The 26,248-nt window shown below is 67.0% G+C and carries 23 protein-coding genes and 1 riboswitch; of the genes, 10 read left to right on the top strand and 13 right to left on the bottom strand.

The window, feature by feature from the left end:
- The first annotated feature begins 342 nt into the window (after positions 1-342).
- Complete coding sequence (locus WDC87_RS18815) at positions 343-2,307, top strand: M2 family metallopeptidase (protein WP_252745415.1); 1,965 nt, start codon at positions 343-345, stop codon at positions 2,305-2,307.
- Between the two features lie 83 nt (positions 2,308-2,390).
- Here the strand turns inward: WDC87_RS18815 and WDC87_RS18810 are convergent, their stop codons facing one another.
- The 3 genes from WDC87_RS18810 to WDC87_RS18800 all read right to left on the bottom strand — a co-directional run bounded on the left by WDC87_RS18810 (position 2,391) and on the right by WDC87_RS18800 (position 5,116).
- The gene (locus WDC87_RS18810) at positions 2,391-2,783 is read right to left on the bottom strand and encodes a hypothetical protein (protein ID WP_005418286.1); all 393 of its coding nucleotides are present in this window, start codon (positions 2,781-2,783) and stop codon (positions 2,391-2,393) included.
- A gap of 68 nt (positions 2,784-2,851) precedes the next feature.
- Positions 2,852-3,748, bottom strand: a complete 897-nt coding sequence (locus tag WDC87_RS18805) for a siderophore-interacting protein (RefSeq protein WP_252745416.1) — start codon at positions 3,746-3,748, stop codon at positions 2,852-2,854.
- 141 nt (positions 3,749-3,889) lie between these two features.
- Entirely contained in the window at positions 3,890-5,116 is a 1,227-nt protein-coding gene (locus tag WDC87_RS18800) for a multidrug effflux MFS transporter (protein WP_072168607.1), read from the bottom strand.
- Between the two features lie 299 nt (positions 5,117-5,415).
- Positions 5,416-5,518, top strand: a riboswitch (glycine riboswitch).
- Positions 5,519-5,580: 62 nt separating this feature from the next.
- On the opposite strand from WDC87_RS18800, the gene gcvP reads away from it, so the two are divergent.
- Positions 5,581-8,448, top strand: a complete 2,868-nt coding sequence (gcvP, locus tag WDC87_RS18795) for an aminomethyl-transferring glycine dehydrogenase (RefSeq protein ID WP_072168600.1) — start codon at positions 5,581-5,583, stop codon at positions 8,446-8,448.
- A 93-nt stretch (positions 8,449-8,541) separates the two neighbouring features.
- On the opposite strand, the gene WDC87_RS18790 is transcribed toward gcvP, so the two are convergent.
- From WDC87_RS18790 to WDC87_RS18780, 3 genes are all read right to left on the bottom strand, one after another.
- The gene (locus WDC87_RS18790) at positions 8,542-8,952 is read right to left on the bottom strand and encodes a VOC family protein (RefSeq protein WP_005418291.1); all 411 of its coding nucleotides are present in this window, start codon (positions 8,950-8,952) and stop codon (positions 8,542-8,544) included.
- Between the two features lie 186 nt (positions 8,953-9,138).
- Complete coding sequence (locus WDC87_RS18785; RefSeq protein ID WP_061478840.1) at positions 9,139-10,506, bottom strand: amino acid permease; 1,368 nt, start codon at positions 10,504-10,506, stop codon at positions 9,139-9,141.
- Positions 10,507-10,588: 82 nt separating this feature from the next.
- Positions 10,589-11,311, bottom strand: a complete 723-nt coding sequence (locus WDC87_RS18780; protein WP_072168597.1) for an AraC family transcriptional regulator — start codon at positions 11,309-11,311, stop codon at positions 10,589-10,591.
- 114 nt (positions 11,312-11,425) lie between these two features.
- Here WDC87_RS18780 and WDC87_RS18775 point away from each other — a divergent pair, with 114 nt between their 5' ends.
- Positions 11,426-13,507: a catalase gene (locus WDC87_RS18775; protein WP_252745417.1), complete on the top strand. Its 2,082-nt coding sequence runs from the start codon at positions 11,426-11,428 to the stop codon at positions 13,505-13,507.
- Positions 13,508-13,529: 22 nt separating this feature from the next.
- Positions 13,530-14,006 (top strand): hypothetical protein, encoded by a 477-nt coding sequence (locus tag WDC87_RS18770; protein ID WP_227837269.1) that lies wholly within the window; start codon positions 13,530-13,532, stop codon positions 14,004-14,006.
- 9 nt (positions 14,007-14,015) lie between these two features.
- Here the strand turns inward: WDC87_RS18770 and WDC87_RS18765 are convergent, their stop codons facing one another.
- Entirely contained in the window at positions 14,016-14,756 is a 741-nt protein-coding gene (locus WDC87_RS18765) for an alpha/beta hydrolase (RefSeq protein ID WP_252745418.1), read from the bottom strand.
- A 140-nt stretch (positions 14,757-14,896) separates the two neighbouring features.
- Between WDC87_RS18765 and WDC87_RS18760 the strand changes: the two genes are divergently transcribed.
- Together WDC87_RS18760 and WDC87_RS18755 are read left to right on the top strand one after the other, a co-directional pair.
- Positions 14,897-15,436 carry a hypothetical protein gene (locus WDC87_RS18760; RefSeq protein ID WP_088496819.1) on the top strand — a complete coding sequence of 180 codons (540 nt, stop codon included), beginning with the start codon at positions 14,897-14,899 and terminating at the stop codon, positions 15,434-15,436.
- 14 nt (positions 15,437-15,450) lie between these two features.
- Complete coding sequence (locus WDC87_RS18755; protein WP_088496818.1) at positions 15,451-15,741, top strand: hypothetical protein; 291 nt, start codon at positions 15,451-15,453, stop codon at positions 15,739-15,741.
- Between the two features lie 88 nt (positions 15,742-15,829).
- Here the strand turns inward: WDC87_RS18755 and WDC87_RS18750 are convergent, their stop codons facing one another.
- Positions 15,830-17,956: a methyl-accepting chemotaxis protein gene (locus WDC87_RS18750; protein ID WP_227837276.1), complete on the bottom strand. Its 2,127-nt coding sequence runs from the start codon at positions 17,954-17,956 to the stop codon at positions 15,830-15,832.
- Between the two features lie 234 nt (positions 17,957-18,190).
- Here WDC87_RS18750 and WDC87_RS18745 point away from each other — a divergent pair, with 234 nt between their 5' ends.
- Both WDC87_RS18745 and WDC87_RS18740 read left to right on the top strand, forming a co-directional pair.
- Entirely contained in the window at positions 18,191-19,153 is a 963-nt protein-coding gene (locus WDC87_RS18745) for a L,D-transpeptidase (RefSeq protein ID WP_188240742.1), read from the top strand.
- Between the two features lie 4 nt (positions 19,154-19,157).
- Positions 19,158-19,838 (top strand): M23 family metallopeptidase, encoded by a 681-nt coding sequence (locus WDC87_RS18740; protein ID WP_301655196.1) that lies wholly within the window; start codon positions 19,158-19,160, stop codon positions 19,836-19,838.
- On the opposite strand, the gene WDC87_RS18735 is transcribed toward WDC87_RS18740, so the two are convergent.
- From WDC87_RS18735 to hflK, 5 genes are all read right to left on the bottom strand, one after another.
- Complete coding sequence (locus WDC87_RS18735; protein ID WP_164263143.1) at positions 19,768-20,436, bottom strand: hypothetical protein; 669 nt, start codon at positions 20,434-20,436, stop codon at positions 19,768-19,770. The genes WDC87_RS18740 and WDC87_RS18735 overlap by 71 nt on opposite strands.
- A gap of 132 nt (positions 20,437-20,568) precedes the next feature.
- Complete coding sequence (locus WDC87_RS18730) at positions 20,569-21,861, bottom strand: adenylosuccinate synthase (protein WP_005418326.1); 1,293 nt, start codon at positions 21,859-21,861, stop codon at positions 20,569-20,571.
- Between the two features lie 317 nt (positions 21,862-22,178).
- On the bottom strand, positions 22,179-22,364 hold the full coding sequence (locus WDC87_RS18725) for a DUF2065 family protein (RefSeq protein ID WP_005410640.1): 186 nt from the start codon (positions 22,362-22,364) through the stop codon (positions 22,179-22,181).
- Between the two features lie 67 nt (positions 22,365-22,431).
- Complete coding sequence (locus WDC87_RS18720; RefSeq protein ID WP_005414169.1) at positions 22,432-23,295, bottom strand: protease modulator HflC; 864 nt, start codon at positions 23,293-23,295, stop codon at positions 22,432-22,434.
- On the bottom strand, positions 23,292-24,425 hold the full coding sequence (hflK, locus tag WDC87_RS18715; protein ID WP_005418335.1) for an FtsH protease activity modulator HflK: 1,134 nt from the start codon (positions 24,423-24,425) through the stop codon (positions 23,292-23,294). The genes WDC87_RS18720 and hflK overlap by 4 nt, the downstream gene beginning before the upstream one ends.
- A gap of 153 nt (positions 24,426-24,578) precedes the next feature.
- Between hflK and WDC87_RS18710 the strand changes: the two genes are divergently transcribed.
- A complete protein-coding gene (locus WDC87_RS18710; protein WP_072168588.1) occupies positions 24,579-25,574 on the top strand; it encodes a YhdH/YhfP family quinone oxidoreductase in 996 nt (331 codons plus the stop codon).
- An 88-nt stretch (positions 25,575-25,662) separates the two neighbouring features.
- On the top strand, positions 25,663-26,034 hold the full coding sequence (pilH, locus tag WDC87_RS18705; RefSeq protein WP_005410644.1) for a twitching motility response regulator PilH: 372 nt from the start codon (positions 25,663-25,665) through the stop codon (positions 26,032-26,034).
- Positions 26,035-26,248 lie beyond the last annotated feature (214 nt).

Genomic DNA, 26,248 nt, shown 5'->3' with positions numbered 1-26,248 from the left:
TATAAAAAACACGAGAGGATTTTCTATTTTGGGGGGTGTGGGGGGGGGGTTTTTTGTTGTAGGGGGGGGGGGGGGGGGGGGGGGGGGGGGGGGGGCGGGGGGGGGGGGGCGGGGGGGGGGCGGGGCGGGGGGGGGGGGGGGGGGGCGGCCGCCCCCCCCCCCCCCCCCCCCCCCGCCGCGCCATCCCACGGATACCCCGCTGTTGCGGTTGCTTCGGCGGTTGCTGTTGCTTGTGCTCTGGCCTCTGCGGGTGCCGGGCGCCGCCCGGCTGACGTCCGCCACTTGCGGTGGCAGCGACGGCCCACTAGCCTTCGGCCGTCGTTCACCACCCAAGGACCGCCCGTGAAACACCGTCATCTCCTGCTGGCCTCGGCAATCGCCGCCGCCACGCTGGCCCTGGCCGCCTGCAAGAAGGAAGCTGCCCCAGGCACCGATACCGCCAGCAGCAGCGCTCCGGCCGGTGAAACCGCCGACCAGTTCGTGGCCCGCATCAATGCCGAATTCAAGGCCGCTTACCCGGAGATGACCTCGGCGCAGTGGCTGTCCTCCACCTACATCAACGGTGATTCGGAACGCATTGCGGCCAAGGCCAACGAGCGTTCGCTGACGCAGCTCAACAGCTGGATCGAACAGGCCGCCAAGTTCGACGGCAAGCCGATGAGCGAGGACAGCAAGCGCGCGATCCACCTGCTGAAGCTGATGTCCTCGATGCCTGCACCGCGCGACCCGGCCAAGCTGGCCGAGCTGACCCAGATCGCCACGCGCATGGAAGGCAGCTACGGTGCCGGCAAGTACTGCACCGATGCCAATGATCCGAACTCCTGCCGCCAGCTGGGCGAGCTCGAACAGGTGCTGGCGCGCAGCCGCGACTATGACAAGCAGCTCGACGCCTGGCAGGGCTGGCACAGCACCACCAAGAGCATGCGCGGCGACTACCAGAAGTTCGTCGGCCTGGTGAACGAAGGCGCCAAGGGCATGGGCTTTGCCGACGCCGGCCAGATGTGGCGCAGCGGCTACGACATGCCGCCGGAGCAGATCGGCCCGGAAACCGACCGGCTCTGGGAACAGGTCAAGCCGATGTACGAGCAGCTGCACTGCTATGCACGCGGCAAGCTGGACAAGACCTACGGCAAGGACAAGGCCGAAGTGGGCAACGGCCTGATTGCCGCGCACCTGCTGGGCAACATGTGGCAGCAGGACTGGTCGAACCTGTGGGACCAGCTGGAACCGTACCCGGGTGCCGGCAGCCTGGACATCACCGCTGCACTGGAAAAGCAGTACCAGGCCAACCTGAGCGCGGCGCTGGCCAAGGCCGGCAAGGACGCCAACGTGGCGGCGCAGTACAAGGCCCAGCGCGAAGCCGAACTGCGTACCGCCAAGCAGATGACCGAACGCGCACAGGACTTCTATGTGTCGCTGGGCATGCCGTCGCTGCCGCAGTCGTACTGGGAACGCACCCAGTTCATCAAGCCCGACGACCGCGATGTGGTCTGCCACGCCAGCGCCTGGGACATGAACATGGAAGGCGATGTGCGCACCAAGATGTGCATCAAGCCGAACGAAGAGAACTTCACCACCATCTACCACGAGCTGGGCCATATCTATTACGACCTGGCCTACAACCCGCTGCCGCCGCTGTTCCAGGGCGGTGCCAACGATGGCTTCCATGAGGCGATCGGCGACACCATCGTGCTGGCGATGACGCCCAAGTACCTCAGCTCGATCGGCCTGGTCGATGCACCGACCGAGAGCCGCGAAGCGGTCATCAACAACCAGATGCGCATGGCGCTGTCGGGCGTGTCGTTCCTGCCGTTCGGGCTGATGATCGACCGCTGGCGCTGGGGCGTGTTCGATGGTTCGATCACCGCCAACAACTACAACAAGGCGTGGTGGGACCTGAAGGCCAAGTACCAGGGCGTGGCCCCGGCCAGCCCCCGTGGCGAGGAATTCTTCGATCCGGGCGCGAAGTACCACGTGCCGGGCAACACCCCCTACACCCGCTACTTCCTGGCCCGCATCCTGCAGTTCCAGTTCTACAAGGGCCTGTGCGATGCAGCCGGCTACAAGGGCCCGCTGCACGAGTGCACCTTCTACGGCAACAAGGAAGCCGGCCAGAAATACTGGACGATGCTGAGCAAGGGTGCCAGCCAGCCGTGGCAGGCCACGCTGAAGGAGCTGACCGGCACCGACAAGCTCGATGCCGGCCCGATGATCGAGTACTTCACTCCGGTCAACGAGTGGCTGAAGCAGCAGAACGAAGGCCAGATGTGTGGCTGGCAGGCCAACGCGGCCCCGGCGGCGAAATGAGAAAAAGGGGCGGATCCGCAAGGATCCGCCCCTTCTCCGTGTTGTAGAGCCGAGCCATGCTCGGCTCTACAGATTCGGCGCGATCAGCTGTCCTTCTTCGCCGCCATCGCCGCGGCCAGTTCCGCCTTGAATTCCTCGAAGGTCTGGCCCTTCTCTTTCGCTTCGGCGTGCGCGGCGTCGCGCAGCGCATCGGAGTACATCAGGCGCACCGGCGTGCCGTTGCGCTCGTGCAGTTCACCGGCCTGCATGATCAGCGCCAGTACCTGTGCGGCGGAGTCACTGTGGCCGGCGATACGGCCGTCCATGCCCAGCACCCATTCGCCGTCGCGGCGCACGACACCGGCCAGCAGGGTGCGCTGCGCGTCGCGCAGTTCGGCATGCGGCTCCACCGGCGAGGCCTGGGCAGCGGCCTTGTTGGCGGCCTGCTTTTCCTGGCGACGGCGCTGGTCGCGGCGGGTCTTGGAGCTGGTGGACATGGTGCAATACCGCTGCGAGGGGGGCGCAAGGATAGCGCACCCCACCCGCCACGCCGCTTCACACCCGCTCAATCCAGCACTTTGCCGTGCCGCCAGTAGCCCATGAAGGTGATCGCGCGGCGGTCCAGCCCGCAGTCACGGACCAGATGGCGACGGATCGCCATCACCGCCCCCGCCTCGCCTGCCACCCAGGCATACAGCGGCCCGACCACGCGGGTATCGGCCTGTTCCCAGAGGATCTGCGTATCGACGTCGATCTCCTCCGGCGCATCGCCGGCAGCCACGCCCGAGGCCGCTGCCAGCCGCGCCTGCACCGCCTGCAACAGAGGCGCCCCGTACGCCGCGCGCCCGCGCGGCAGCCAGACCAGCTCGGCGGAAGCCGGTGCCTTCAGCGGCACCGCGTCGCCGGCCTGCGCCACTTCCAGCAGCGCCAGCGTACGCGGCGGATCCACCATGGCCGCCAGTTCCTCAAGAATGCCGGCCACCGCCGGTAACGCGGTTTCATCGGCCACCAGCAGCACCTGGCCGACGCCGGCCGGCGGCTTCCATTCCCAACCTTCGCTGCTGTCGGCACAGTCGGCATCGGGAGCCAGCAACACTACACGGTCGCCGGGGCGTGCATGGATGGCCCAGCGCGAGGCCGGCCCGGTCTCGCCATGCAGCACGAAATCAACATCGACTTCGCCCAGCTCTGCACGCAGCTGGCGGATGGTATAGGTGCGCATCGGCGGGCGCTGATCGTCCGGCAGCGCCCGGTAGCGGGGATACCAGTCCTCGCCGCTGGGCACCTGTGGCAGGTCCTGCCCGGGCAAGGGGAAGAATACCTTGATGCGCTGGTCCGGGCCTTCGGTCTTCATCCGCGCCACGTCGGCGCCGGTGAACACCATGCGGTCCAGGGAAGGGGAAAGAACGCGGCGCTCCTTCAGCGCCACCTCGAACAGGCGGTAGGTCTGCTGCGCAGCCATGGCGAAACCTCATGCAACGACATTGGGTCGGCTGGCTGTCGTGCACCCACGCACCGGCTGGCTGGAATGCCCAGCCTAGTCCGGCCGTTCCCTGCCGCAAGTGTTTCGGGCATCGCGGCCCACCCTACCCCTGCGCGCTGCTCAGTGACCCGTGCAGGCTGCCTGCGCCGCGCGCTCGCGCTGGTGTTCCCAGTACCAGAACACGAAACCGGCGCCGAAGAACGCCGCCTGGCCCAGTGCCAGGTGCAGCGGGCTGCCGCTCAGCAGTGGTGACACCACGCCGGCCACCACGGTGCTGATCATCAGCTGCACGAAGGCCTGCAGCGACGAGGCCAGGCCGCGCTGATGCGGGTACATGTCCAGCACCGCCAGCGCCAGGATCGGGAAGATCAGCGCCATGCCCATGCCACCCAGGAAGATCGGCAGTACCGCCCATGGCAGCACGAACTGTGGCGACAGCACCACGTAGCCAACGTTCAACAGCACTGACAATGCGCACAGGCCGAAACCAATGGAGACCTGGCGGGTGGGCGTGGTGTGCCCGGCCATGCGCCCGGACAGGAATGAGCCGGTGGTCATGCCGCCGATGGTCGGGATGAACAACCAGGCGAAACCGCCCTCGCCCAGGTGCAGGTGCTGCATCACGAACACCGGCGCCGAGGAGATGTACAGGAAGATTCCACCAAAGCCGATGCTGCCGGCCAGCGCCAGGCGCAGGAAGCGTGGATTGAAACCGATGCGCACGTAATCACGCAGCAGCACGCGCGGCGACAACGGCACGCGCGCTTCGACGGGATGGGTCTCGGGCAGGTAGCGTGCAGTGGCCGCCAGCAGGACCAGCCCGAACACCACCAGGAACCAGAAGATCAGCGGCCACCCCGCGCCACTGAGCAGGATCCAGCCACCGATGATCGGCGCGATGGCCGGGGCGATGCCGAACAGCATGGACACCTGGCTCATCAGCCGCTGCGCGTCATGGCCGTGGTACAGATCGCGGATCACCGCGCGGCCGACGATCATGCCGACACCCGCCGACAGGCCCTGCAGCGCACGGAACGCCAGCAGCGTGGTCAGGTCGGTGGACAGTGCGCAGCCCACCGAGGCGCCGACGAACACCACCAGGCCACCGAGGATCACCCGCTTGCGGCCCCAGGCGTCGGACAGCGGACCGTGCGCCAGGCTCATCAGGCCGTAGAACAGCAGGTAGACGCTGATGGTCTGCTGCACCGCCACCTCGTCCACCGCCAGGCGCTGGGCCAGCTGCGGGAAGGCCGGGAAGATGGTGTCGATCGAGAACGGGCCGAACATGGCCAGGCCGGCAAGCAGCAGGGCCATGCGGCGGGTGGAGGGAGCAACAGCGGCGGTCATGGGAAAGGCGTCCGGCAGGGCCATGCGCGGCACGCACGGCGGGCGCCGGTCCCTGTCTGCAGGGAGGGCGCCAGATGAATTCGGGTATCTGGCCATCATAGGTGGGGATTGCGCCTGATGCCATGCAGCGATGCACAAAACGCACGTCCGGGCCATCGGCCATTCAGGCGCAGCGGCCAGGCCCGTAGACGGCCAGCGGGCCCGCAACGGGCTATAATCGGCGGGCAACACGGTGGGAGAAGCGGAACACCGCTGCCGAAGGCGCAACGCCCGTAATCGCTCAGGCCCGATACCACCCGTAACAGAACTCTGGAGAGACCGGTTCGATCCGGCGCCGAAGGGGCACGAAGCTGCGGTTTTCCGCGCTTCCAAACTCTCAGGCAAAAGGACAGAGGGGCGCCCCGCAGACCGCCGACCGGCGGCTTGTGCCCGTGCGTGTGCCCTTTCCTGACGGATCCTTCGCCATGTCCCAGAACACCCCTTCCCTGCGTGAGCTCGAGCACCACAATGCGTTCGTCGAGCGCCACATCGGCCCCAACGATGCCGAGATCGCGCAGATGCTCGACGTCGTCGGCCACGCGTCGCTGGATGCGATGACCGATGCCATCGTGCCGGCCAAGATCAAGTCGCCGGCGCCGCTGGCGCTGCCGGAGTCGATGACCGAAGTGCAGGCACTGGCGAAGATCCGCGCGATCGCCGACAAGAACACCGTGCTGCGCAGCTTCATCGGCCAGGGCTACTACGGTACCCACACCCCGAACGTGATCCTGCGCAACATCCTGGAAAACCCGGCCTGGTACACCGCTTACACCCCGTACCAGGCCGAGATCTCGCAGGGCCGCATGGAAGCGCTGATCAACTTCCAGACCCTGTGCGCCGACCTCACCGGCATGGAGATCGCCAACGCCTCGCTGCTGGACGAAGCCACTGCCGCCGCCGAAGCGATGACCCTGGCCAAGCGTTCGGCCAAGTCGAAGTCGGACACCTTCTTCGTGCACGACGCCGTGCACCCGCAGACCCTGGAACTGCTGCGCACCCGCGCAGAACCGATGGGCATCGTGCTGCGCGTCGGCACCCCCGCCGAAGCACTGGAAGCGGAAGCCTTCGGCCTGCTGCTGCAGTACCCGGACACCTTCGGCCAGATCGGCGATTACAAGGCCCTGGTCGAGGCCGTGCACGCACGCGGCGGCTTGGTGGCCGTGGCCACCGACCTGCTGGCGCTGACCCTGCTGGCCGCACCGGGCGAATGGGGCGCGGACATCGTGGTCGGCAACAGCCAGCGTTTCGGCGTGCCGTTCGGCTTCGGCGGCCCGCACGCCGCGTTCATGGCCTGCCGTGACGCCTACAAGCGCTCGATGCCGGGCCGCCTGATCGGTGTCTCCATCGATGCCCAGGGCAACCCGGCCTATCGCCTGACCCTGCAGACCCGTGAGCAGCACATCCGCCGCGAGAAGGCGACGTCGAACATCTGTACCGCACAGGTGCTGCTGGCGGTGATGGCCTCGATGTATGCGGTCTACCACGGTCCGGAAGGCCTGACCCGCATCGCCCGGCGCACCCACCGCCTGGCTTCGATCCTGGCTGCGGCACTGCGCAACGCCGGCGTGCAGGTCGGTGGCGACTTCTTCGACACCCTGCACATCACCGGCGTGCATGCCGATGAGATCCACGCCAAGGCACGCGCCGCCGGTTACAACCTGCGCGCGATCGACAGCGACTCGGTCGGCATCAGCCTGGACGAGACCGCCACCCGCGCCGACGTGGTCGCGCTGGCCACCGTGTTCGGCGCGCAGGCTGACGTCGAGGCGCTGGACGCCAGCACCGCCGACGCGCTGCCGGCCGGCCTGCTGCGCCAGTCCGCGTTCCTGACCCACCCGGTGTTCAACACCCACCACAGCGAGCACGAACTGCTGCGCTACCTGCGTTCGCTGGCCGACAAGGACCTGGCGATGGACCGCACGATGATCCCGCTGGGCTCGTGCACCATGAAGCTCAACGCCACCGCCGAGATGATCCCGGTGACCTGGCCGGAGTTCTCGCAGATCCACCCGCTGGTGCCGGCCGACCAGGCGCTGGGCTACAAGGAACTGATCGACACGCTGGAAGCGATGCTGGTCGAATGCACCGGCTACGACGCGGTCAGCCTGCAGCCGAACTCCGGCGCGCAGGGCGAGTACGCCGGCCTGCTGGCGATCCGTGCCTACCACCGCTCGCGCGGCGAAGGCCACCGCGACATCTGCCTGATCCCGGACTCGGCACACGGCACCAACCCGGCCTCGGCGCAGATGTGCGGCATGAAGGTCGTGGTGACCAAGACCGATGCCAACGGCAACGTCGACGTCGAGGACATCCGCCTCAACGCCGAGAAGTACAGCGACCGCCTGGCCGCGATCATGATGACCTACCCGTCCACGCACGGCGTGTTCGAGGAAGAGGTGGTCGAGATCTGCGAGATCATCCACAAGCACGGCGGCCAGGTGTACACCGACGGCGCCAACATGAACGCCCTGGTCGGCGTGGCCAAGCCGGGCAAGTGGGGTTCGGACGTTTCGCACCTGAACCTGCACAAGACCTTCTGCATCCCGCACGGCGGTGGTGGCCCGGGCGTGGGCCCGTGCGCGGTCAAGGAGCACCTGGCCCCGTTCCTGCCGGGCAAGCTGGGTGACAACGGCCCGGTCGGCATGGTCAGCGCGGCCAGCTTCGGCAGTGCTTCGATCCTGCCGATCAGCTGGATGTACATCGCGATGATGGGCCGTGAAGGCCTGCGCAAGGCCACCCAGGTCGCGCAGCTCAACGCCAACTACATTGCCAAGCGCCTGGCTCCGCACTTCAAGACCCTGTACACCGGCCGTAACGGCCTGGTGGCGCACGAGTGCATCCTGGACGTGCGCCCGCTGGAGAAGACCAGCGGCATCGGTGCCGAGGACGTCGCCAAGCGCCTGATCGACTTCGGCTTCCACGCCCCGACCCTGAGCTTCCCGGTCGCGGGCACGCTGATGGTCGAGCCAACCGAGAGCGAGTCGCTGCACGAGCTGGATCGCTTCATCAACGCGATGATCCAGATCCGAGAGGAAATCAGCGCGATCGAAGACGGCCGCCTGGACCGCGAGGACAACCCGCTGAAGAACGCGCCGCACACCGCCACCGCGGTGACCGCCAGCGAGTGGACCCACGCCTACCCGCGCGAACTGGCCGCCTTCCCGCTGGCCAGCCTGAAGCAGAGCAAGTACTGGCCGCCGGTGGCACGCGTCGACAACGTGTACGGTGACAAGAACGTGATGTGCGCCTGCATCCCGGTCGATGCCTACAAGGATGATGAAGTCGAGGCTTGATTCCTCACTGCATCGATAAAGAAAAACGGCCCGCGCAAGCGGGCCGTTTTCATGAGGGCGTGTGAACCAGGGTCCACACCCACAGTTACCCGATCACGGGTCCGGCATCTGTCCCAGGCTCAACTGCCACGATACGCCGAAGCGGTCCTGCACCCAGCCATAGCGGTTGCTGAAGTCGTAATCACCCACCGGCATCAACCAATGGCCGCCCTCGCCCAGCACGCGTGCCGCACGCTCGAACTGCTCGGCACCGGAACACTCGACGAACAGCGAGATCGACGGGCTGAAGGTGAAGTCGTGCACATCCAGGCTGTCGAAGCACAGGTAATGGGTGCCACCGAGCAGGAAGATGGCCTGGCGGACCTGTCCGGGTACGCCGGCGCCGGCCCCCTCGGGGTGGCGTTGCAGGGCCAGCAGGCGGAAATCGGCAAAGGCTTCGGCGTACAGGGCCAGCGCGGCCTCGGCCTGGCCGGTGAACATCAGGAAGGGACGGCTGCGCAGCATGCGGTACTCCTGGTCGACGGGCCGCTGGCGGCCCACACGATCAGGATGGCACGGCGGATGTATGCCGGCTGTAGAGCCGAGCCCGCGCTCGGCTGGCGACTACGCGAACAGCAGCCGACCACAGGGTCGGCTCTACAGAAACTACAGCAACCGCAGCCGACCGTAGGGTCGGCTCTACAGCTTCAGTCACGCCTCGCGCATGCGCCGGGCGATGGCGCTGCCGGCGGCGATGGTGGCGGTCAGCGCCACCATCGACAGGAACTGCAGGCGGGTGTGCGCCTCGCTCAGCAGCAGGCCGAAGATCAGCGCCAGGATCGCCAGCGCGCAGCAGGTCAGCCACGGGAAACCGGCCATGCGGAACGGCAGCCGGGTACCCAGGCGATCCGCGCGGCGGCGCAGTACCAGCTGCGAAACCAGCGACAGCGTCCACACCAGCAGGCAGGTGGAACCGACGATGTTCAGCAGCACCGGCAGCACCCGGTCCGGGAACAGCAGTTCCATCACCGTGGCCGCAAAGCCGAACAGCACGCTGGCCAGCACGGCGATGACCGGCACCTGCCGCGGATCGGTCCAGCCCAGCACGGCCGGTGCTTCGCGGCGCTGCGCGAGCGAATACATCATGCGCGAGGCGCCGTAGAGGTTGGCATTGAGTGCCGACAGCAGCGCGATCACCGCGATCAGGGTGATCGCAGTGCCGGCGCCCGGAATGCGCGCTATGTCCAGCACGGCGGCGAACGGCGACTTCAGTGCTTCGCTGGTCCAGGGCACCACGGCGATGATCACGCTCAGCGAGCCGATGTAGAACACCAGGATGCGCCAGGCCACGGTACGGATGGCACGGGCGATGCTGCGTTCGGGATCTTCGGTTTCGGCCGCCGCAACGGCGACGATTTCGGTGCCGCCGAAGGCAAAAACGACAACCAGCAGCGCCGCACCGATCCCGGCCAGGCCCTTCGGTGCGAAACCGCCGTGTCCGGTGAAGTTGCTCAGGCCAGGTGAGGTGACCTGCGGCAGCCAGCCCATCAGCAGTGCCACGCCGATGGCAATGAAGGCCAGGATCGCCGCCACTTTCAGGATGGCGAACCAGAATTCGAACTCGCCGAAGTTCTTCACCCCGAGCAGGTTGATCGCAGTGAAGAACAGCATGAAGGCCAACGCAGCCATCGGCACCGGCACCACCGGCCAGACCGTGGCAAGCAACCCGGCCGCACCGACCGCCTCGGCGGCGATCACGATCACCAGCTGCACCCACCACAACCAGCCGACCGTGGCGCCAGCGGTGGCGCCCATGGCATCGGCGGCGTACACCGAGAACGCGCCGCTGGTCGGTTTGGCCGCCGCCATCTCGCCCAGTGCGTTCATCACGATGATCACCAGCGCGCCAGCGACCAGATACGAGACCAGAACGGCCGGACCGGCCGCCTGCACACCCACGCCCGAGCCGAGGAACAGGCCGGCGCCGATGGCACTGCCCAGGCCCATCATGATCAGCTGGCGGGGCTTGAGCGAATGTCCGAGGCGGGACGGCGAAGCGGTCGGAATCGAATTGGGCATCGGCGGGGCTGGCGGCGGGCTACAGGGGCGACACCTTACCCTGTCCCAGGCCCGCGGGGATAGGCACAGCGCAGCAGGGGGCTCAGGCCAGTGCGGGCTCGCCGACGTTGCCGCCGATCCGGGCGCGATAGGCGCGCGGCGAGAAACCGGTTTCAGCCTTGAACTTGCGGGTGAAGGCGCTCTGGTCGCTGAAACCGCAGGCCTGCCCGATGCAGGCAATGCTGTCGTCGCCATGCAGCAAGTGCATGGCCATCTGGATCCGCAGCCGGGTCAGCACCTGCTGCGGGGTCATCTGGAACACCTTGCGGAAACTGCGCTCCAGCTTGGACAGCGAAAAGCCGGTGATGTCCAGCAGGGTCTGCATGCGCACGTTCTCGGCGTAGTGCGCGTTGAGGTGGGCCAGGGCCAGCCGCAGCTGCTCGTACTGGGCGCCCAGGCTGTCCTTCTGGCCCAGGTCGCGGGAAATGCCGATCAGGCCCTCGATGGCGCCATCGACCAGCAACGGGCGCTTGCAGGTCAGGCACCAGCCCGGTTCGCGGTTGGCGAACAGGTGCAGCTCCATCAGGTTCTCGATCACCTCGCCGGACAGCACGCGGGCGTCCTGGTCGACATAGTCCGCGCTGAGGCCGGTCGGGTAGATCTCGGCCGCTGTGCGCCCGATCACGTCCTTGCGCGCGCGCAGGCCCAGCCGTCGCAGCATGGTCTGGTTGACGTGGGTGTACCGCCCCTGGCGGTCCTTGATGAAGAACAGCACGTCCGGGATGGCGTCGAACAGGGCTTCGATGTCGGAGGGCTCGACTCGCATGGGGCAAGCATACCCGAGCCTGCTTTTGCCCGTACGTTCACCTTTGCCGGACCTGGGTTTAACGGGTTCGGTTCCAGTGTCGTGGTTCCCTTGATGATCCGGAGCCTCCCCCCCATGGCCGCCAGCAAGCCGACCGGCAAGCGCGCAACCGAAAACCACCCCCGCGGCAACGGCGATGAACTGCACCCGCGCGCCGGCGGCAGCCACCCGGCGATGACCACCGATCAGGGCATCCCGGTGGCAGACAACCAGAACTCCCTGCGGCAGGGACCTCGAGGACCCACGCTGCTGGAAGACTTCATCCTTCGCGAGAAGATCACCCACTTCGATCACGAACGCATTCCCGAGCGCATCGTGCACGCACGTGGCAGCGCGGCACATGGCTACTTCGAGTTGACCCGGTCTCTGGCCGCCCACACCCGGGCGCGCATCCTGACCGAGGTAGGCGTGAAGACGCCCGTGTTCACCCGCTTCTCGACCGTGGCCGGTGGCGCAGGGTCGGTGGACACTCCGCGCGACGTGCGCGGCTTCGCGGTCAAGTTCTATACCAAGGAAGGCAACTGGGATCTGGTCGGCAACAACATCCCGGTGTTCTTCATCCAGGACGCCATGAAATTCCCGGACCTGGTGCATGCGGTGAAGATGGAACCAGACCGTGCGTTCCCGCAGGCGGCTTCGGCCCATGACACCTTCTGGGACTTCATTTCGCTGATGCCCGAGTCGATGCACATGATCATGTGGGCGATGAGCGACCGCGCCATTCCGCGTTCGCTGCGCATGATCGAAGGCTTCGGGGTGCACAGCTTCCGCCTGCTGAACGAGGCGGGCGAGTCGACCTTCGTCAAGTTCCATTGGCGGCCAAAGCTGGGCATCCAGTCAACGGTCTGGGACGAAGCGTTGAAACTGCAATCGGCTGACAATGACTTCCATCGCCGTGACCTGTTCGAGGCCATCCAGCGCGGTGATTTCCCCGAGTGGGAACTGGCGGTGCAGCTGTTCACCGAAGAAGAAGCCGACGCGTTCCCGTTCGATCACCTGGACCCGACCAAGATCATTCCCGAATCGCTTGTGCCGTTGCAGGTGATCGGGCGCATGGTGCTGGACCGCTGGCCCGACAACTTCTTCGCCGAGACCGAACAGGTGGCGTTCTGCCCGGCCAACGTGCCGCCGGGCATCGACTTCAGCAACGATCCGCTGCTGCAAGGCCGCCTGTTCTCCTACCTGGACACCCAGCTGCTGCGGCTTGGCGGCCCGAACTTCCACCAGATCCCGGTGAATGCCCCGAAGTGCCCGTTCGCCAATCACCAGCGCGACGGCCACATGCAGATGCAGGTGCCCAAGGGCCGCGTCGCCTATGATCCCAGCTCGCTGCAGGAGGACTCGCCGCGCGAGACGCCCGCAGGTTTCCGCAGCCACGCCAGCGCCGACGATGGCCGCAAGGGCCGCACCCGCGCGGAGAGCTTCGCCGACCACTACAGCCAGGCCCGCATGTTCTTCCGTAGCCTTGAGAAGCCGGAACAGGCGCATCTGGCATCGGCACTCGTGTTCGAATTGTCCAAGGTGGAAACACTCAAGGTGCGGGTGCGTACCGTCAGCCACCTGCGCAACATCGACGAATCACTGGCGCAGCGCGTAGCGGATGGGCTCGCGCTGCCTGCACTGCCCGACCCCGCGCCGACCGCCATGCCGGCGCAGGACATGCCTGCCGCTCCCGAGGTGCGCGTGATTGGGCGCAACAAGCCCACCCTGCAAGGGCGCAGCATCGGCATCCTGTTTGATGAGGGCTCCGACGCGCGCGTGATGGCCAGCCTGAGCAAAGCGGCGCGGAAGGCGGGTGCAGACGTGAAGCTGGTCGCGCCCAAAGTAGGCGGCGCCACGCTGAGCGATGGGGCGATACAGGCGGCGGATGGGCAACTGGCGGGCACACCATCGGCCGTGTTCGATGCGGTAGCCGTGGTGCTCAGTCCGGAAGCCGCGAAGGCCTTGTCGAAAGAGAGTGCAGCCATCGAGTTCGTCAGCCAGGCGTGGGCGCACCTGAAGGCCATCGCCAGCGACGCAGGCGGCCAGGCGCTGCTGAAGGCGGCGCGCGTCGGCAACGACGCCGGCATCGTCGAAGCGGAAGACGCCAAGGCCTTCCTGGCGGCGGCCGCCACCCGCCAGTGGGCGCGTGAACCCAAGCTGCGCCTGCTGGCCTGACTACTACAACAGGAGAACCGTCATGCCCCGTGGTGACAAATCCGCATATACCGACAAACAGAAGCGCCAGGCCGAGCACATCGAGGAAAGCGAGCGCGAGCGCGGTGCCAGCGAAAACACCGCCGAACGCATCGCCTGGGCCACCGTGAACAAGCAGGACGGTGGCGGCAAGCGTAGCGGCAGCGCACGCAAGGGTACGAAGAAGGCGGCGAGCAAGAAGGCGGCCAGCAAGGCGCCTGCCAGGAAGTCAGCCGCAAAGAAGGCCACGACCAAGGCGACGGCCGCGAAGAAGGCGCCTGCGAAGAAGGCGGCGGCAAAGAAGGCACCGGCTCGTAAGACCGCCACCAAGAAGGCCGCAAAGAAGACAGCGGTCAAGAAGGCCGGTACAGCCGCCTCGCGCAGTGCTGCAGCGAAGAAGGCGGCCAAGACCCGTGCGGCGAAGAAGACCGTGCGCAAGGTGGCGGCCAGGAAGGCGGCACGTACCCGCGCCCGCAGCTGAGCGCATCGTTCAACGCGGCAACGTCCTCATCCACGCGGCCACTTCGGCTGCAGCTGCGTCGGCACGCGCCTGCAGCAGCAGATGTGGCCCCTCCAACGACACATGGCGGGCATCGGGCAACAGGGCCTGCAGCTCGGCCACGCTGGGCGGCCACAGCAGGCGGTCGTGGCACGCGTGCAGGCACAGCGTCGGCACCTGGATTGCTGGCAGCAATGCACGCACGTCGACCCGCAGGGTCGCTGCGGCGCGTTGCCGCAACGTGCTCGTCGGAGTCATGGCCAACGCATCGCGCAGCATCGACGTGTGCCCGCGGGTGTACCACGGCCCCAGCAACAGGCGCGCCAGCAATGCCACGGGAGGCAGCGGCCAGGCCGGCGACAGCAGGGCTGCGCTGGCTGCCGGCAGTGGCACCGGCCGACGCGCAAAGGTCGCTGCAAGCACCAGTCCGCGCAGCCCGGTGGGATGGCGCGTGGCCAGTTCAACAGCAAACGGGCCCGAGAAAGACTCGGCGAGCAGGATGAAGGGACGACAGGGCAGCTGCGACCACAGCCGTTGGGCAAGCGTGGCGTGATCCTGCGGTCCCTGCGCGGGCAGCGTGATCGCCTGCGTTGTCAGACCGTAAGCCTGGAGTGCCGACAGGAACGGGGGCGACAGCCTGCTGGAGCCATCCAGACCGGGCAGCATCAGCACGTGCTGCGGCGCGGCCGATGCAGGGAAACAGATCGGCGTTTCCTCGCTCCCGATTCCCATGCCACCTCCTTTGCTGGCAAGCATCACCCACATCGGCAGGCAACGGAACCCCTGCTCCGGCTGTCCTGCTGCTTTGCCGGCCAATGTTGGGCAATACTACCCGCTCTGCCGCGGGACGCGGCTACCCGGGAGAGCCGTTGATGCGATGGACCTGCGCGCTGACCATGATGGCCATGATGCTGCCACTGAACAGCTCCGCCAGCGATGGTTGGATAAATGGGGATGGCAAGGCGTTGACGGAGACCGATGCCATGAAATCCAGCGGCGGCTTCGCGGCATCGCTGCTGGTCACTTCCGATGCCGACTGGCGGGCCAAGTGGGCGACCCCGCCGGAGACCACTCCCCGCTTCAACGAGGCCGACGAAGTCCACCCGGGCGGTGAGTTGTTCCTGCTGACGTTCCTCTCCAACCCGCAACTGGACGAAAACCGCGTACCCAAGGTGCACTGCGATCTGCGCATGCTGCGCCCGGACGGCAGCACCAGTATCGACGAACGCGATGTTCCCTGTTTCACCGCCGCCCTGACCGGCCCGCCAAACCTGCTGTACATGACCAACCTGCACCTGAAGTTCGTCGCCGAGGCCGGTGATCCCAAAGGCACGTGGACTGCGCAGGTGGTGGTCCGGGATCTGCTGCGGAAGGTGAGCCTGCCGCTGCAGGCCCGCTTCGACGTCCGTTGAACCGGGGCATGCGGATGAAGATGCGGCGACTCCTGAGCTGGACCGGTCTTGCGCTTTGCGTGGTCTACCTGCTGTCGACCGCATGGCTGGTTCACGGCGCGCAGTCGGAGGGGGACCCGAAGGGTACCTATATCCTGATGGCGCTCCCCATTACCCTGCAGTCTGCCGCACTCGATGCCATCGGCGCAGGCGGCCTGCTGCGTGGCAAGCCCTGGTCGACCGCATATGCAGTGCTGGTTCCGCCAACACTGCTGTTGCTGTACGCAGCCGGCTGGCTGATCGAACGCTCAGCCCGCGGGCGCTAGCCCGCGGCATCGTTCCGGTGGGTGCATCGACGCCCTGCATGCGGGACATCGCAGGCAGGGCGCCATCCAGTATCCAGTTACAGGTCGCTTACGCCGCCCGCGCCGGCATGACCGGCATGCGCGGCCCCTGCTCCAGCTGGAATACCGCCACTGACGTGGTCAGTGCATGCGCCTGTTCTTCCAGCGCGCGGCTCGCGGCAGTGGCTTCTTCCACAAGCGCGGCGTTCTGCTGGGTCACCTGGTCCATCTGCACCACCACCTGGTTGACCTGCTCGATGCCGGCGGCCTGCTCCTTGCTGGCCGCTGCGATGTCGCTCATCAGCTGGGTGGTGCGCGAACTGGCCTGCGCCACGCGTGCGATCGCGGCTTCCGATTCAACGGTCACCGCCAGGCCACTCTTCACCTTGGAAGCGGCGTCCTCGATCAGTTCCTTGATCTCCTTGGCGGCGACACCGGCACGCTGTGCGAGCGTGCGCACTTCGCTGGCGACCACGGCAAAGCCACGGCCCTGCTCGCCTGCGCGCGCAGCTTCCACTGCCGCATTCAGCGCCAGGATGTTGGTCTGGAACGCGATGCCGTCGATCACCGTGGAGATTTCCGAGATGCGTGCCGAGGACTGATCGATTTCGCCCATCACCGATGCCATCTGTGCCATCGCCTGCTCGGTCTCGCGCACGGCGGCACCGGCGGCATGCGCTTCGCTGTCGGCCTGACGCGCCAGTTCGGCGTTCTGGCGTACGGTGGAGGTCAGCTCCTCCATCGACGCGGCCGCTTCTTCCAGATTCGCAGCCTGCTGCTCGGTGCGGCGCGACAGGTCGTTGTTGCCGGCGGCCAGTTCCTGGGCCGCGTTGTTGATGCTGTCGGCAGCCACCTGGATGCCGCGGACAATGCCGGTCAGCTGCGCGGTGGTGGTGTTGGCATCGTCGCGCATGCGCGCAAACACGCCTTCGTACTCGCCCGCCATGCGTGCGGTCAGGTCGCCATGCGAGATCGCGCGCAGCACGTCGGAAACATCGGCGATGCTGGCCTGCGAACTGGCCATCATGCCGTTGAGGTGCTCGACCATCGTCTTGAACTGGTACTGGAACGCAGCGGCATCGCCACGCATGCTGAAATCGCCGGCGCGTGCGGCGCGGGCCAGTTCATCGATCTGCGCGTTGATCGCCATCAGGCTCTGCTTCACCGCCGCCAGGGTGCGGGTCAGCGTGCCCTTCTCGCCCGGGTAGTCCGGCAGGTCGCGGCTGAGGTCACCCATGGCGTAACGCTGCATCACCTCGGCCATCAGCAGTTCCACCTGCACGTGCGACTCGACCAGGCTGTTGGTGGCCTGCACCATGCGGCCGAAATCACCGGGGAACGCACTGGCGTCCATGCGATAGCGGATTGCACCGGCCTCGTGCTGCTCGGCCATCTGCAACTGCGCGCCGATCGCCGCCTGCACACTCTGGCGCACGCTGGCCATCGCCTCGCCCAGCTGGGTCAGTTCGTCACGGCCGCCGAGGCGGAACTCCTGGTCCAGCTGGCCCTTGGACAGGCGCTCGGCCAGGTTCACCGCGCGGGCCAGCGGGCCGGTCAGGCTGCGCCCGATCATCACCGAGGCACCGATGCCGACCAGCAGTGCAACGCCGCCCAGCACCAGCAGCTGCAGCAGGCTGCGCTCGCCCAGGCGGATGGCCTCGGCGGCTGCCTCACGGCTTTCCTTCTCTTCGAAATCCACGCCATCGGACAGTGCCTTGTTCCAGCCGTTGGCCGCTTCCTGCACCGGGCCCAGGGTCAGTGCCACGGCACCCGGGTAGTCGCCCTGCTCCATCAGTTCGCTGGTCTGCTTGTTGAGCGGGCGCGCGATGGCACGCTTGGCCGCGATGGCTTCCGCGATGGCCTTGCCCTCCGCATCGCCTGGCAGTGCCTGGTAGGCGGTCCAGCTGGCCTCATAGCGCTTGACCAGATCGGCAATGCGCTTCTCATCGCTGCCGCGGTCTTCGCCCTGGCGGATCAGCATCTCGCGCCGCACCACCATCATCTGGTTGTTGGCGTCGAGCATCTGCGACAACAGGCGCACCTTGGCCACGCTGACGTCGACCACCTGCTGCATCGCGCGCTTCTGCACGACGCTGGCGGTGGCGCCGGTGGCCACTACGGCGGCAACCAGCAGCAGCAACAGGCCAAAGCCCAGCCCAAGACGCCAGGCAACCCTGACGTTCCTCAAGTAGTTCATGGGGGTATCCAAAACGGGGGGATGTGGCCTTATCGGCGGCACGGCAGGCAATCTTGATCGCCGCCCATCGACGGCGTCGGCCACCGTTCACCTTGGTGAGCCCCCGTCCCCAGCGGCACCTGCCGCTGGCAACCGGCCGCAATGACATGCCTGCTCATGCGGGCATCAGATCCCTTTCACGGCGGCTCGGCGCCGCCTGCGGGCAAGGTGGCGGCGTACCTGCTGGAGATCCCAATGCGCTCATCTGTGTCCCGATCCACCCTGCTCGCAATCTCGCTGCTGGCGTCGCCGGCCTTCGCGCAGGCGCCGCCGCCCAACCTGCCCGCCCCCATTGCCGAGAAGGCTGGCCCGGACACCGCAGTGCGCTCCGCACTGCATGCCCAGGTGCTGCTGGATCGTGCGAACTTCTCTCCGGGCCAGATTGATGGTGAGGTAGGCAGCAACCAGCGGCGGGCGGTGTCAGGCTTCCAGACGGCACACGGCCTGACCGTAACGGGTGAGCTGGACGACGCCACCTGGAAGGCTCTGCAGGCCGATACGATCACGCCGCTGGCCAGCTACACGCTGACTGCTGAGGATGTCGCCGGCCCGTTCCAGCCGATACCGAAAGGACCCGCCGACCAGGCCAAGCTGAAATCGCTGGGCTACAGCAGTGTGGAAGAAGCCCTGGGCGAGCGCTTCCACGCGTCCCCAGAGCTGATGAAGATGCTCAATCCCGGCGTGGATCTGACCAGGGCTGGCAGCCGCATCCAGGTCCCCAACATCGCCCCGGCCGCATTGCCGAAGGCCGCCAGAATCGTGGTCGACAAATCCGACTCCACACTGCAGCTACTGGACGCGCAGGGCAAGCTGATCGCGCAGGTGCCGGTGTCATCCGGCAGCCAGCACGACCCGTTGCCGATCGGTGAATGGAAAATCCTGGGCGTGTACCGCGACCCGCCGTTCCACTACAACCCCAAGCTGTTCTGGGATGCCCGCAAGGGGGAAAAGAAAGCCACGCTGCCGCCCGGCCCGAACAATCCGGTCGGCCGGGTCTGGATCGATCTGTCCAAGCCGCATTACGGCCTGCATGGCACGCCTGAACCCGGCCACGTGGGCAAGACCGAGTCGCATGGCTGCGTACGCATGACCAATTGGGATGCACTGCGCGTGGCCGACGCAGTGGACACCTCGGTGCCTGTCGTGATGCAGGAGTGAGTCGATGCGTCTTTCGCAACTGATCGTGCTGGGTGTTCTGCTGGGATTGGGTGCAGGTTGGTGGCTGCACCGCGATATGGATGAGCCGGTGACCGACGCGCTGCCGGAAGCGCCATCGACGGTGGCCGCCTCGCCGGTGACGGAACCGGCAGCGCCAGGCGCAACAGCCCCACCCGCCTCCACCGCGCCGCCGGCCGCCCAGGCTGCCGATGCACCGTCCGGCTTGCTGCTGCCGGTGCAGGGCATCCTGCCCTCGCAGCTGCGCGATACCTTCACCGATGCACGCAGCGAGGGCCGCGTACACGATGCCATCGACATCATGGCCGATGCAGGTACGCCGGTGCTGGCGGTGGCCGATGGCACGGTGGAGAAACTGTTCGACAGCGAGCGCGGTGGCCTGACGATCTACCAGTTCGAGCCCAGCGGGCATTGGTGCTACTACTACGCGCACCTGCAGCGCTACGCCGATGGCCTGGCCGAGAAGCAGGTGATCAAGCGCGGCGAGGTGATCGGCTACGTCGGCAGCACGGGCAACGCCAGCGCCGAGGCCCCACACCTGCATTTCGAGGTGCATGTGCTGGGGCCGGAGAAGCAGTGGTGGAAGGGAGAGTCGATCAATCCCTATCCGCTGCTGAAGTCGGCAGCGATGATGCCCGGCGCTGCCAGCGTCGCAATGCCACAGTAAAGACGGCCAACGCAGCTCCTGGAATCATCAGCAACAGCGCCGCCATCTTCCAGAAGAAGAACGGCCACAGCCAGAGGTAGTCGAGGTCGGTCAGCTTCAGCACGTCCATCGGCGGCAGCAGGTCCACCGAGGCCGCACGGCCGGCCAACGCCGGATCGACCTCCAGCACGGTCAGCCGCAGCGAGGAACGGCCTCGCCGCAGTGCGTCACTGCGGCCGTAGCCGAAGTACGAGGCGGCGAACCGGTCTCGCTCGACCGATTCCAGTGCGCGGTGGATCTCCGGATCGGTCACCGCCGAGCGGCTGTCCGCGCGGAACTCGGTGCGATCGGTTGGGGTTTCCGCGCGCAGGCGCAGCTCGGGATCGACCGCCGGATCGGCGCCGTCATCCGCATAACGCAGACGCAGTCGCAGCGGGTCGTCGATGAAGCGGTACACCGTGATCTCGGCGGTCGCGCCCGGCTGCAGCACCAGCGGCAGGGTCTGCGTGCGCGAAGCCAGGTAATTGGCGAGCGCGCCCAGCACCAGCACGATGCAGGCCAGCGTCCACAGGCTCCACAGCAGCCACAGAGTCACCCGTGCGACCGTCTCGCCCTTCATGCCGAAGTCTCCGTCATCGCTGCGCTGCCCTGCCGGCTGTGCCGCCACAGTACCGAAAACGAAAAAGCCCCGCTTGCGCGGGGCTTTTCCTTCAGCAACACCAGGCAGGGCCCAGCGCTACCGGTCTCTCACTCAGGCAAACGGGTCCTGCAGGACCATGGTGTGGTCGCGGTCCGGGCCGGTCGAAACGATGCTGATCGGGCAGCCGGCCAGTTCTTCCAGCGAACGCAGGTAGGCGCGTGCCGCCGGCGGCAGCTCGTCCCACTGGGTGATGCCGTGGGTGTTCTCGCTCCAGCCCGGGAACTCCAGGTACACCGGGGTGCACTCTTCCCAGCCCTGCGCATCCAGCGGAGCATATTCGGTGCGCTTGCCGTTGTATTCGTAGGCGATGCAGACCTTCAGCTTTTCCATGCCATCGAGCACGTCCAGCTTGGTGATGCACAGGCCGCTGATGCCGTTGATGGCCACGGCGCGCTTCAGCGCGACGATGTCCATCCAGCCGCAACGACGCGGGCGGCCGGTCGATGCGCCGTATTCGGCGCCGCGGTCACGGATGCCCTGGCCGACTTCGTCGTCCAGTTCGGTCGGGAACGGGCCGCCGCCGACGCGAGTGGCGTAGGCCTTGGCGATGCCCAGCACGTAGTCGATCGAATCGGCGCCGACGCCGGAACCGGCCAGCGCACCACCGACGGTGGTGTTGGAGCTGGTGACATACGGGTAGGTGCCGTGGTCGATGTCCAGCAGCGCACCCTGCGCGCCTTCGAACAGCACGCGCTTACCCTGCTTGCGCAGGTCGTGCAGGATGCCGGCCACGTCGGACTTCATCGGTTGCACGTACTCGCCAAAGGCCAGCGCTTCGTCGAAGGTCTTCTGGAAGTCGACCGCATCGGTGTTCAGATACTTGGTCAGCACGAAGTTGTGGTAATCCAGCGCGGTGCGCAGCAGTTCTTCCAGCTGCTTCGGGTAATGCAGGTCGGCGATGCGGATGCCGCGACGCGCCACCTTGTCTTCGTAGGCCGGGCCGATACCACGGCCAGTGGTGCCGATCGCCTTGCCACCGGCAGCGCGTTCGCGCGCCTGGTCCAGGGCGATGTGGTACGGCATGATCAGCGGCGCGGCCGGGGAGATCTTCAGGCGCGAACGCACTTCCACGCCGGAGGCTTCCAGCTCGGCGATTTCCTTCTGCAGCGCGGCCGGCGAGATCACCACGCCGTTGCCGATCAGGCACAGCGCGTCGTCACGCAGGATGCCCGACGGGATCAGGTGCAGGACGGTCTTCTTGCCGTTGATGACCAGGGTGTGGCCGGCATTGTGGCCACCCTGGAAGCGCACGACGGCGCCGATTTCCTCAGTGAGCAGATCGACGATCTTGCCCTTGCCTTCATCGCCCCACTGGGCACCCAACACTACGACAGACTGACCCATGACGGGCTCCTCGATTTGTTGCGGCCATCGGGGCCGCGGACGGGTAAACCGTGGCGGGGCTGGCCAGCACCTGGAGGGCGGCTCCAGACGGGGAGCGGCCGGCGATGGAAGGCCCAGACACGGAAAAAGCCGAACGGGGAGGCCCGTCCGGCTTTTGTGCATTATCCGGGTTTCCGGGGTCCGCTGCCACCTTTCCGACCGGCGGCTTCACCCACCGGTCAGGCCGGCGTCTCATGTAGAGCCGAGCCCATGCTCGGCTGCCTTCCCGCCGCTGCGCGGCGCCGCCCGAGCATGGTCTCGGACGCTACAGGGTGGGGTCAGTGCCGTGCCCACCACAGCAGGCTCAGGCCGGCCAGCAGCACCAGCCCGCCGAAGCTGCGCAGGGCCGGGCTGGGCAGGTCCAGCAGGCGCTCGGCCATGCGCTTCCAGGCGAACGGCGCCACGAACAGGAACAGGCCTTCCAGCACCGCGACCAGGCAGACGGCGGCGAACAGATCTTTCATGGGGGACTCCGGAAAAAGCACGGGGCCCGGCGTCTGGCCGGGCCCCGTGGGGTAGTGCCCTGCGACCTCAGCGGTCGTTCTTCAGGTACTGCAGGAACGGGTCGTTCTTGTCGAGCACAATCACGCCATTGCCGTCGGTCATGGAGCCACGGTAAGCCTCCAGGCTGCGGTAGAACGCATAGAACGACGGATCAGCCGAGCCAGCCTTGCCGTAGATGCGGGCCGCCTCGGCATCGCCTTCACCGCGCAGGCGCTGTGCATCACGCTCGGCCTCGGCGATCAGCACGGTGCTGTCGCGGTCGGCCTGGGCACGGATGGTCAGCGACTGCTCCTCGCCCTCCGCACGCAGCTTGGCCGCTTCCTGCTTGCGCTGGGCGCGCATGCGCTCGTACACGTCGTTGATCACCTGGCTGTCGGTCGGCAGGTCCACCTGCTTGATGCGCAGGTCGATCATCTGCATGCCGAGGCCGGCCACCGCCTCGTTGATCCCCTTCAGCTGCTCGGCGATCAGCTCGCTGCGGTCGCCGGACACCAGCTGCTGCAGGGTGCGCGAGTTGATCTGGTTGCGCAGCGAGTCGGTGATGATCGGTGCCAGGCGGGCATTGGCGATGCGCGGATCGCCGCCGGTGGCACGGAAGTAGTCACCTACGTTGGAGATGTAGCCGATGGCGAAGAAGTCGACGCTGACGTCCTTCTGCTCGGCGGTGAAGTAGCGCGCCGGCGCGGTGTCGAGCACCTGGAAGCGGCGGTCGAAGACCTTCACCGTTTCCACCACCGGCACCTTGAAATGCAGGCCCGGCTTGATGTCCGAACGCACCACCTTGCCCAGGTTCAGCACCATGGCGGTCTGGTCCTCACGGACCACGTACACCGAGCCGAGCAGGCCCAGCACCACCGCCACGATCACGGCGATCCAGATAGGACTCTTCATCGGCTGCCCTCCTCACGGCCGCTCGGTCGCCCGGTCGGGCGGCCCACCGGCCGGCCCGGATCACGGGAAGCTTCCACCGCTGCACCCGGCAGCGACGGCATCACCACGTCCGGGTTCGCCACTGCGGCCGGGGCCGAGGTGGTGGGACGGGTATCGCCGGTCATCGGCACGTAGATCAGCTGGCGGCCATCGCCGCCGATCACCTTGCGGTTCTCGCTCAGCACCTGCTGCACGGTTTCCAGCCACAGGCGCTTGCGGGTCACTTCCGGGGCGTCCTTGTACTGGGCCTGCAACAGGCTGAAGCGCTGCGCGTCACCCTCGGCCTTGGACACCACGGCCTGCTTGTAGCCTTCGGCGGTGGTACGGGCGCGCGAGGCCTGGCCCCGGGCTTCCGGCACGACCTTGGCAGCGTAGGCCTGGGCCTCGTTGATCAGGCGTTCCTTGACCTGCTGGGCACCGTTGACTTCGTCAAAGGCCGGCTTCACTTCTTCCGGCGGACGGGCGTCCTGCAGGGTCAGGCCGGTCACGGTCAGGCCGGTCTTGAACGCCTTCAGCAGTGCCTGCAGGCGCTCCTCGGCAGCCACGGCCAGCGGGCCACGGTTGTTCAGTACCGCGTTGAGGTCGGCACGGCCGACTTCCTCGCGCACCGCGCTCTGCGCCGACTGCTCCAGCACCTGGTTGGCATCGACGGTGCCGAACAGGTACTGCTGCGGGTCGTCGATGCGGTACTGGACGTTCAGCGAGACGTTGACGATGTTCTCGTCGCGGGTCAGCACCGGCACCTGGATCGAGAACGTCTTGATCTCGGTGGCGTTGACCTTGGTGACCGATTCGATCGGCCACGGCAACTTGAAGTTCGGGCCGGGCTGCAGGATGCGCGAGAACTGGCCGAAGCGCAGGACCACGCCCCGCTGCTGTTCACCGATCAGCTGGAAGCTGGAGAACAGCACCAGCAGCACAACGGCCGCCACCACCCAACGCACGATGCCGCCGTCGAACAGGTCCTTCAGCGGCCCGGGCAATCCGCCCCAGCCACCACCATTGCCACCGCCGCGCGACCCGAACGGCCCGCGTCGATTGTCCTCGGGGCCTTGTCCGCCCTTGTTGCCGCCGGGTGTATTCCAGGCCATGCACGCTCCATCAAGATGTGGGCTGCGGCGCGGGCCCTTCCCGCGGCGCCAGCCGTGAAACCATTACTGATCATACAAGATGGGGCGGATTGGCAGGATCGAAAGGGGGGCAACGGGGTAAGGTGGCGTTTTCCTCGAAGTCAGGCAATGCCGATGGCCCCCACCACCCCGTTCACCGCCTTCCGCATCGAAAACGACGACGCCGGTTACCGCAGCGGCCTGGCCCAGCTCAAGGTCGAAGACCTCAGCCCCGGCCAGGTTCTGATCCGCGCCAGCTGGTCCTCGGTCAACTACAAGGACGCTCTGGCCGGCACCGGCAAGGGAAAGATCCTGCGCCGCTTCCCGCTGGTGGGGGGCATCGACGTAGCCGGCACCGTGGTCGCCAGCACCGATCCGGAATGGCGTGAAGGCGACGCGGTGCTGGCCACCGGCTGCGGCCTCAGCGAGACCCGCGACGGCGGCTACAGCCAGTATGTGCGGCTGGAATCGCGTGCGGTGATCGCCCAACCGGCCGGGCTGAGCCCACGCGAGGCGATGGTGCTGGGCACCGCCGGCTTCACCGCGGCGTTGGCGCTGCTGCGCATGCAGGACAACCGGCAGAGCCCGGAACTTGGACCGCTGGCGGTCACCGGCGCCAGTGGCGGCGTCGGCGCGCTGGCACTGTCGATCTTCAGCCGCGCCGGCTACACGGTGCATGCGATCAGCGGCAAACCCGACCAGACCGGTTTCCTGCACGCCATCGGCGCCACCGAGGTGCTGCCGCGTGAGGCCCTGGCCGACACCGGCCCACTGCAATCGGCGCGTTTCGGTGGGGGCCTGGACAATGCCGGCGGCGCCATGCTCGCCAGCCTGCTGGCGCAGACCGCGCCCTACGGCAGCGTGGTCAGTGCCGGCCTGGCGGCCAGCCCGACCCTGGAGATGACGGTGATGCCGTTCATCCTGCGTGGTGTGTCGCTGCTGGGCGTGTCGTCGGCCAATGCGCCACGCGGGCTGCGCGAGGACGTCTGGGCGCGGCTGGGCAACGAATGGAAACCGCAGCACCTGGACCGCATCTGTACCGCCGAGGTCGGCCTTGATGGCCTGCCGGCCGTGTTCGAGCGGATGCTGGCGGGCGGATCGCTGGGCCGCACCGTGGTGCGGATCGACTGAACGTCGCAGGCAGGCGACAGACGGCAGATGCGCCCCTCCCGCCGGTAATGAGCCCGCACTACACTGCGGGCATTACATGGGGAACAACATGGCACGCATTCTGATCGTCGACGACTCACCGTCGCAGCTGTTGGGGATACAGCGCATCGTCGAGAAGCTCGGGCACCAGATCCTGACCGCCACCGATGGCGCGGCCGGGGTCGAAACCGCCAAGGCCGAGCTGCCCGACCTGGTCCTGATGGACGTGGTGATGCCCAATCTCAACGGCTTCCAGGCCACCCGCACCCTCGCCCGCGACGAGGCGACCCGGCATATCCCGGTGATCCTGGTGACCACCAAGGACCAGGACACCGACCGCATGTGGGGCATGCGCCAGGGCGCCAAGGCCTACATCACCAAGCCGTTCTCGGAAGACGAGCTGTCCGAAGTGCTGGAGCGCGTGTTCGCCGGGCAGGGTTGAGACGCGCGCGGTAGTGGGGGGGGGGGGGGGGGGGGGGCGCCGGGCTAAACCCCGCCGGGCCCGCGCCCCGCCCCACCCGGCCGGGAGCAACGATACACACAACAAATACCATCCCCCCGCTTGTGTATATTTAGCGTGCGTGTCTCTGGGGGGGGGGGCGGCACTACATTAATCTACTCAAGATTACCGACCCAGGTGCGGCCCCCCGCCTCCC

Origin of the sequence: Stenotrophomonas maltophilia group sp. Smal12, from assembly GCF_037079935.1 — a bacterium.
In the GTDB taxonomy this organism is placed as follows: domain Bacteria; phylum Pseudomonadota; class Gammaproteobacteria; order Xanthomonadales; family Xanthomonadaceae; genus Stenotrophomonas; species Stenotrophomonas sepilia.
The sequence above is the reverse complement of the archived record's forward strand: the minus strand, read 5'-3'. Positions and strand labels throughout refer to the sequence as shown.

Coding starts and splice junctions, on each gene's coding strand:
- WDC87_RS18800 (WP_072168607.1), bottom strand. CDS start 5,116: ATGACCGCCGCTGTTGCTCCCTCCACCCGCCGCATGGCCCTGCTGCTT.
- WDC87_RS18780 (WP_072168597.1), bottom strand. CDS start 11,311: ATGCGAGTCGAGCCCTCCGACATCGAAGCCCTGTTCGACGCCATCCCG.
- WDC87_RS18750 (WP_227837276.1), bottom strand. CDS start 17,956: ATGAACTACTTGAGGAACGTCAGGGTTGCCTGGCGTCTTGGGCTGGGC.
- WDC87_RS18765 (WP_252745418.1), bottom strand. CDS start 14,756: ATGGGAATCGGGAGCGAGGAAACGCCGATCTGTTTCCCTGCATCGGCC.
- pilH (WP_005410644.1), top strand. CDS start 25,663: ATGGCACGCATTCTGATCGTCGACGACTCACCGTCGCAGCTGTTGGGG.
- WDC87_RS18755 (WP_088496818.1), top strand. CDS start 15,451: ATGAAGATGCGGCGACTCCTGAGCTGGACCGGTCTTGCGCTTTGCGTG.
- hflK (WP_005418335.1), bottom strand. CDS start 24,425: ATGGCCTGGAATACACCCGGCGGCAACAAGGGCGGACAAGGCCCCGAG.
- WDC87_RS18720 (WP_005414169.1), bottom strand. CDS start 23,295: ATGAAGAGTCCTATCTGGATCGCCGTGATCGTGGCGGTGGTGCTGGGC.
- WDC87_RS18775 (WP_252745417.1), top strand. CDS start 11,426: ATGGCCGCCAGCAAGCCGACCGGCAAGCGCGCAACCGAAAACCACCCC.
- WDC87_RS18725 (WP_005410640.1), bottom strand. CDS start 22,364: ATGAAAGATCTGTTCGCCGCCGTCTGCCTGGTCGCGGTGCTGGAAGGC.
- WDC87_RS18785 (WP_061478840.1), bottom strand. CDS start 10,506: ATGCCCAATTCGATTCCGACCGCTTCGCCGTCCCGCCTCGGACATTCG.
- WDC87_RS18805 (WP_252745416.1), bottom strand. CDS start 3,748: ATGGCTGCGCAGCAGACCTACCGCCTGTTCGAGGTGGCGCTGAAGGAG.
- WDC87_RS18790 (WP_005418291.1), bottom strand. CDS start 8,952: ATGCTGCGCAGCCGTCCCTTCCTGATGTTCACCGGCCAGGCCGAGGCC.
- WDC87_RS18730 (WP_005418326.1), bottom strand. CDS start 21,861: ATGGGTCAGTCTGTCGTAGTGTTGGGTGCCCAGTGGGGCGATGAAGGC.
- gcvP (WP_072168600.1), top strand. CDS start 5,581: ATGTCCCAGAACACCCCTTCCCTGCGTGAGCTCGAGCACCACAATGCG.
- WDC87_RS18770 (WP_227837269.1), top strand. CDS start 13,530: ATGCCCCGTGGTGACAAATCCGCATATACCGACAAACAGAAGCGCCAG.
- WDC87_RS18740 (WP_301655196.1), top strand. CDS start 19,158: ATGCGTCTTTCGCAACTGATCGTGCTGGGTGTTCTGCTGGGATTGGGT.
- WDC87_RS18810 (WP_005418286.1), bottom strand. CDS start 2,783: ATGTCCACCAGCTCCAAGACCCGCCGCGACCAGCGCCGTCGCCAGGAA.
- WDC87_RS18710 (WP_072168588.1), top strand. CDS start 24,579: ATGGCCCCCACCACCCCGTTCACCGCCTTCCGCATCGAAAACGACGAC.
- WDC87_RS18760 (WP_088496819.1), top strand. CDS start 14,897: ATGCGATGGACCTGCGCGCTGACCATGATGGCCATGATGCTGCCACTG.
- WDC87_RS18735 (WP_164263143.1), bottom strand. CDS start 20,436: ATGAAGGGCGAGACGGTCGCACGGGTGACTCTGTGGCTGCTGTGGAGC.
- WDC87_RS18745 (WP_188240742.1), top strand. CDS start 18,191: ATGCGCTCATCTGTGTCCCGATCCACCCTGCTCGCAATCTCGCTGCTG.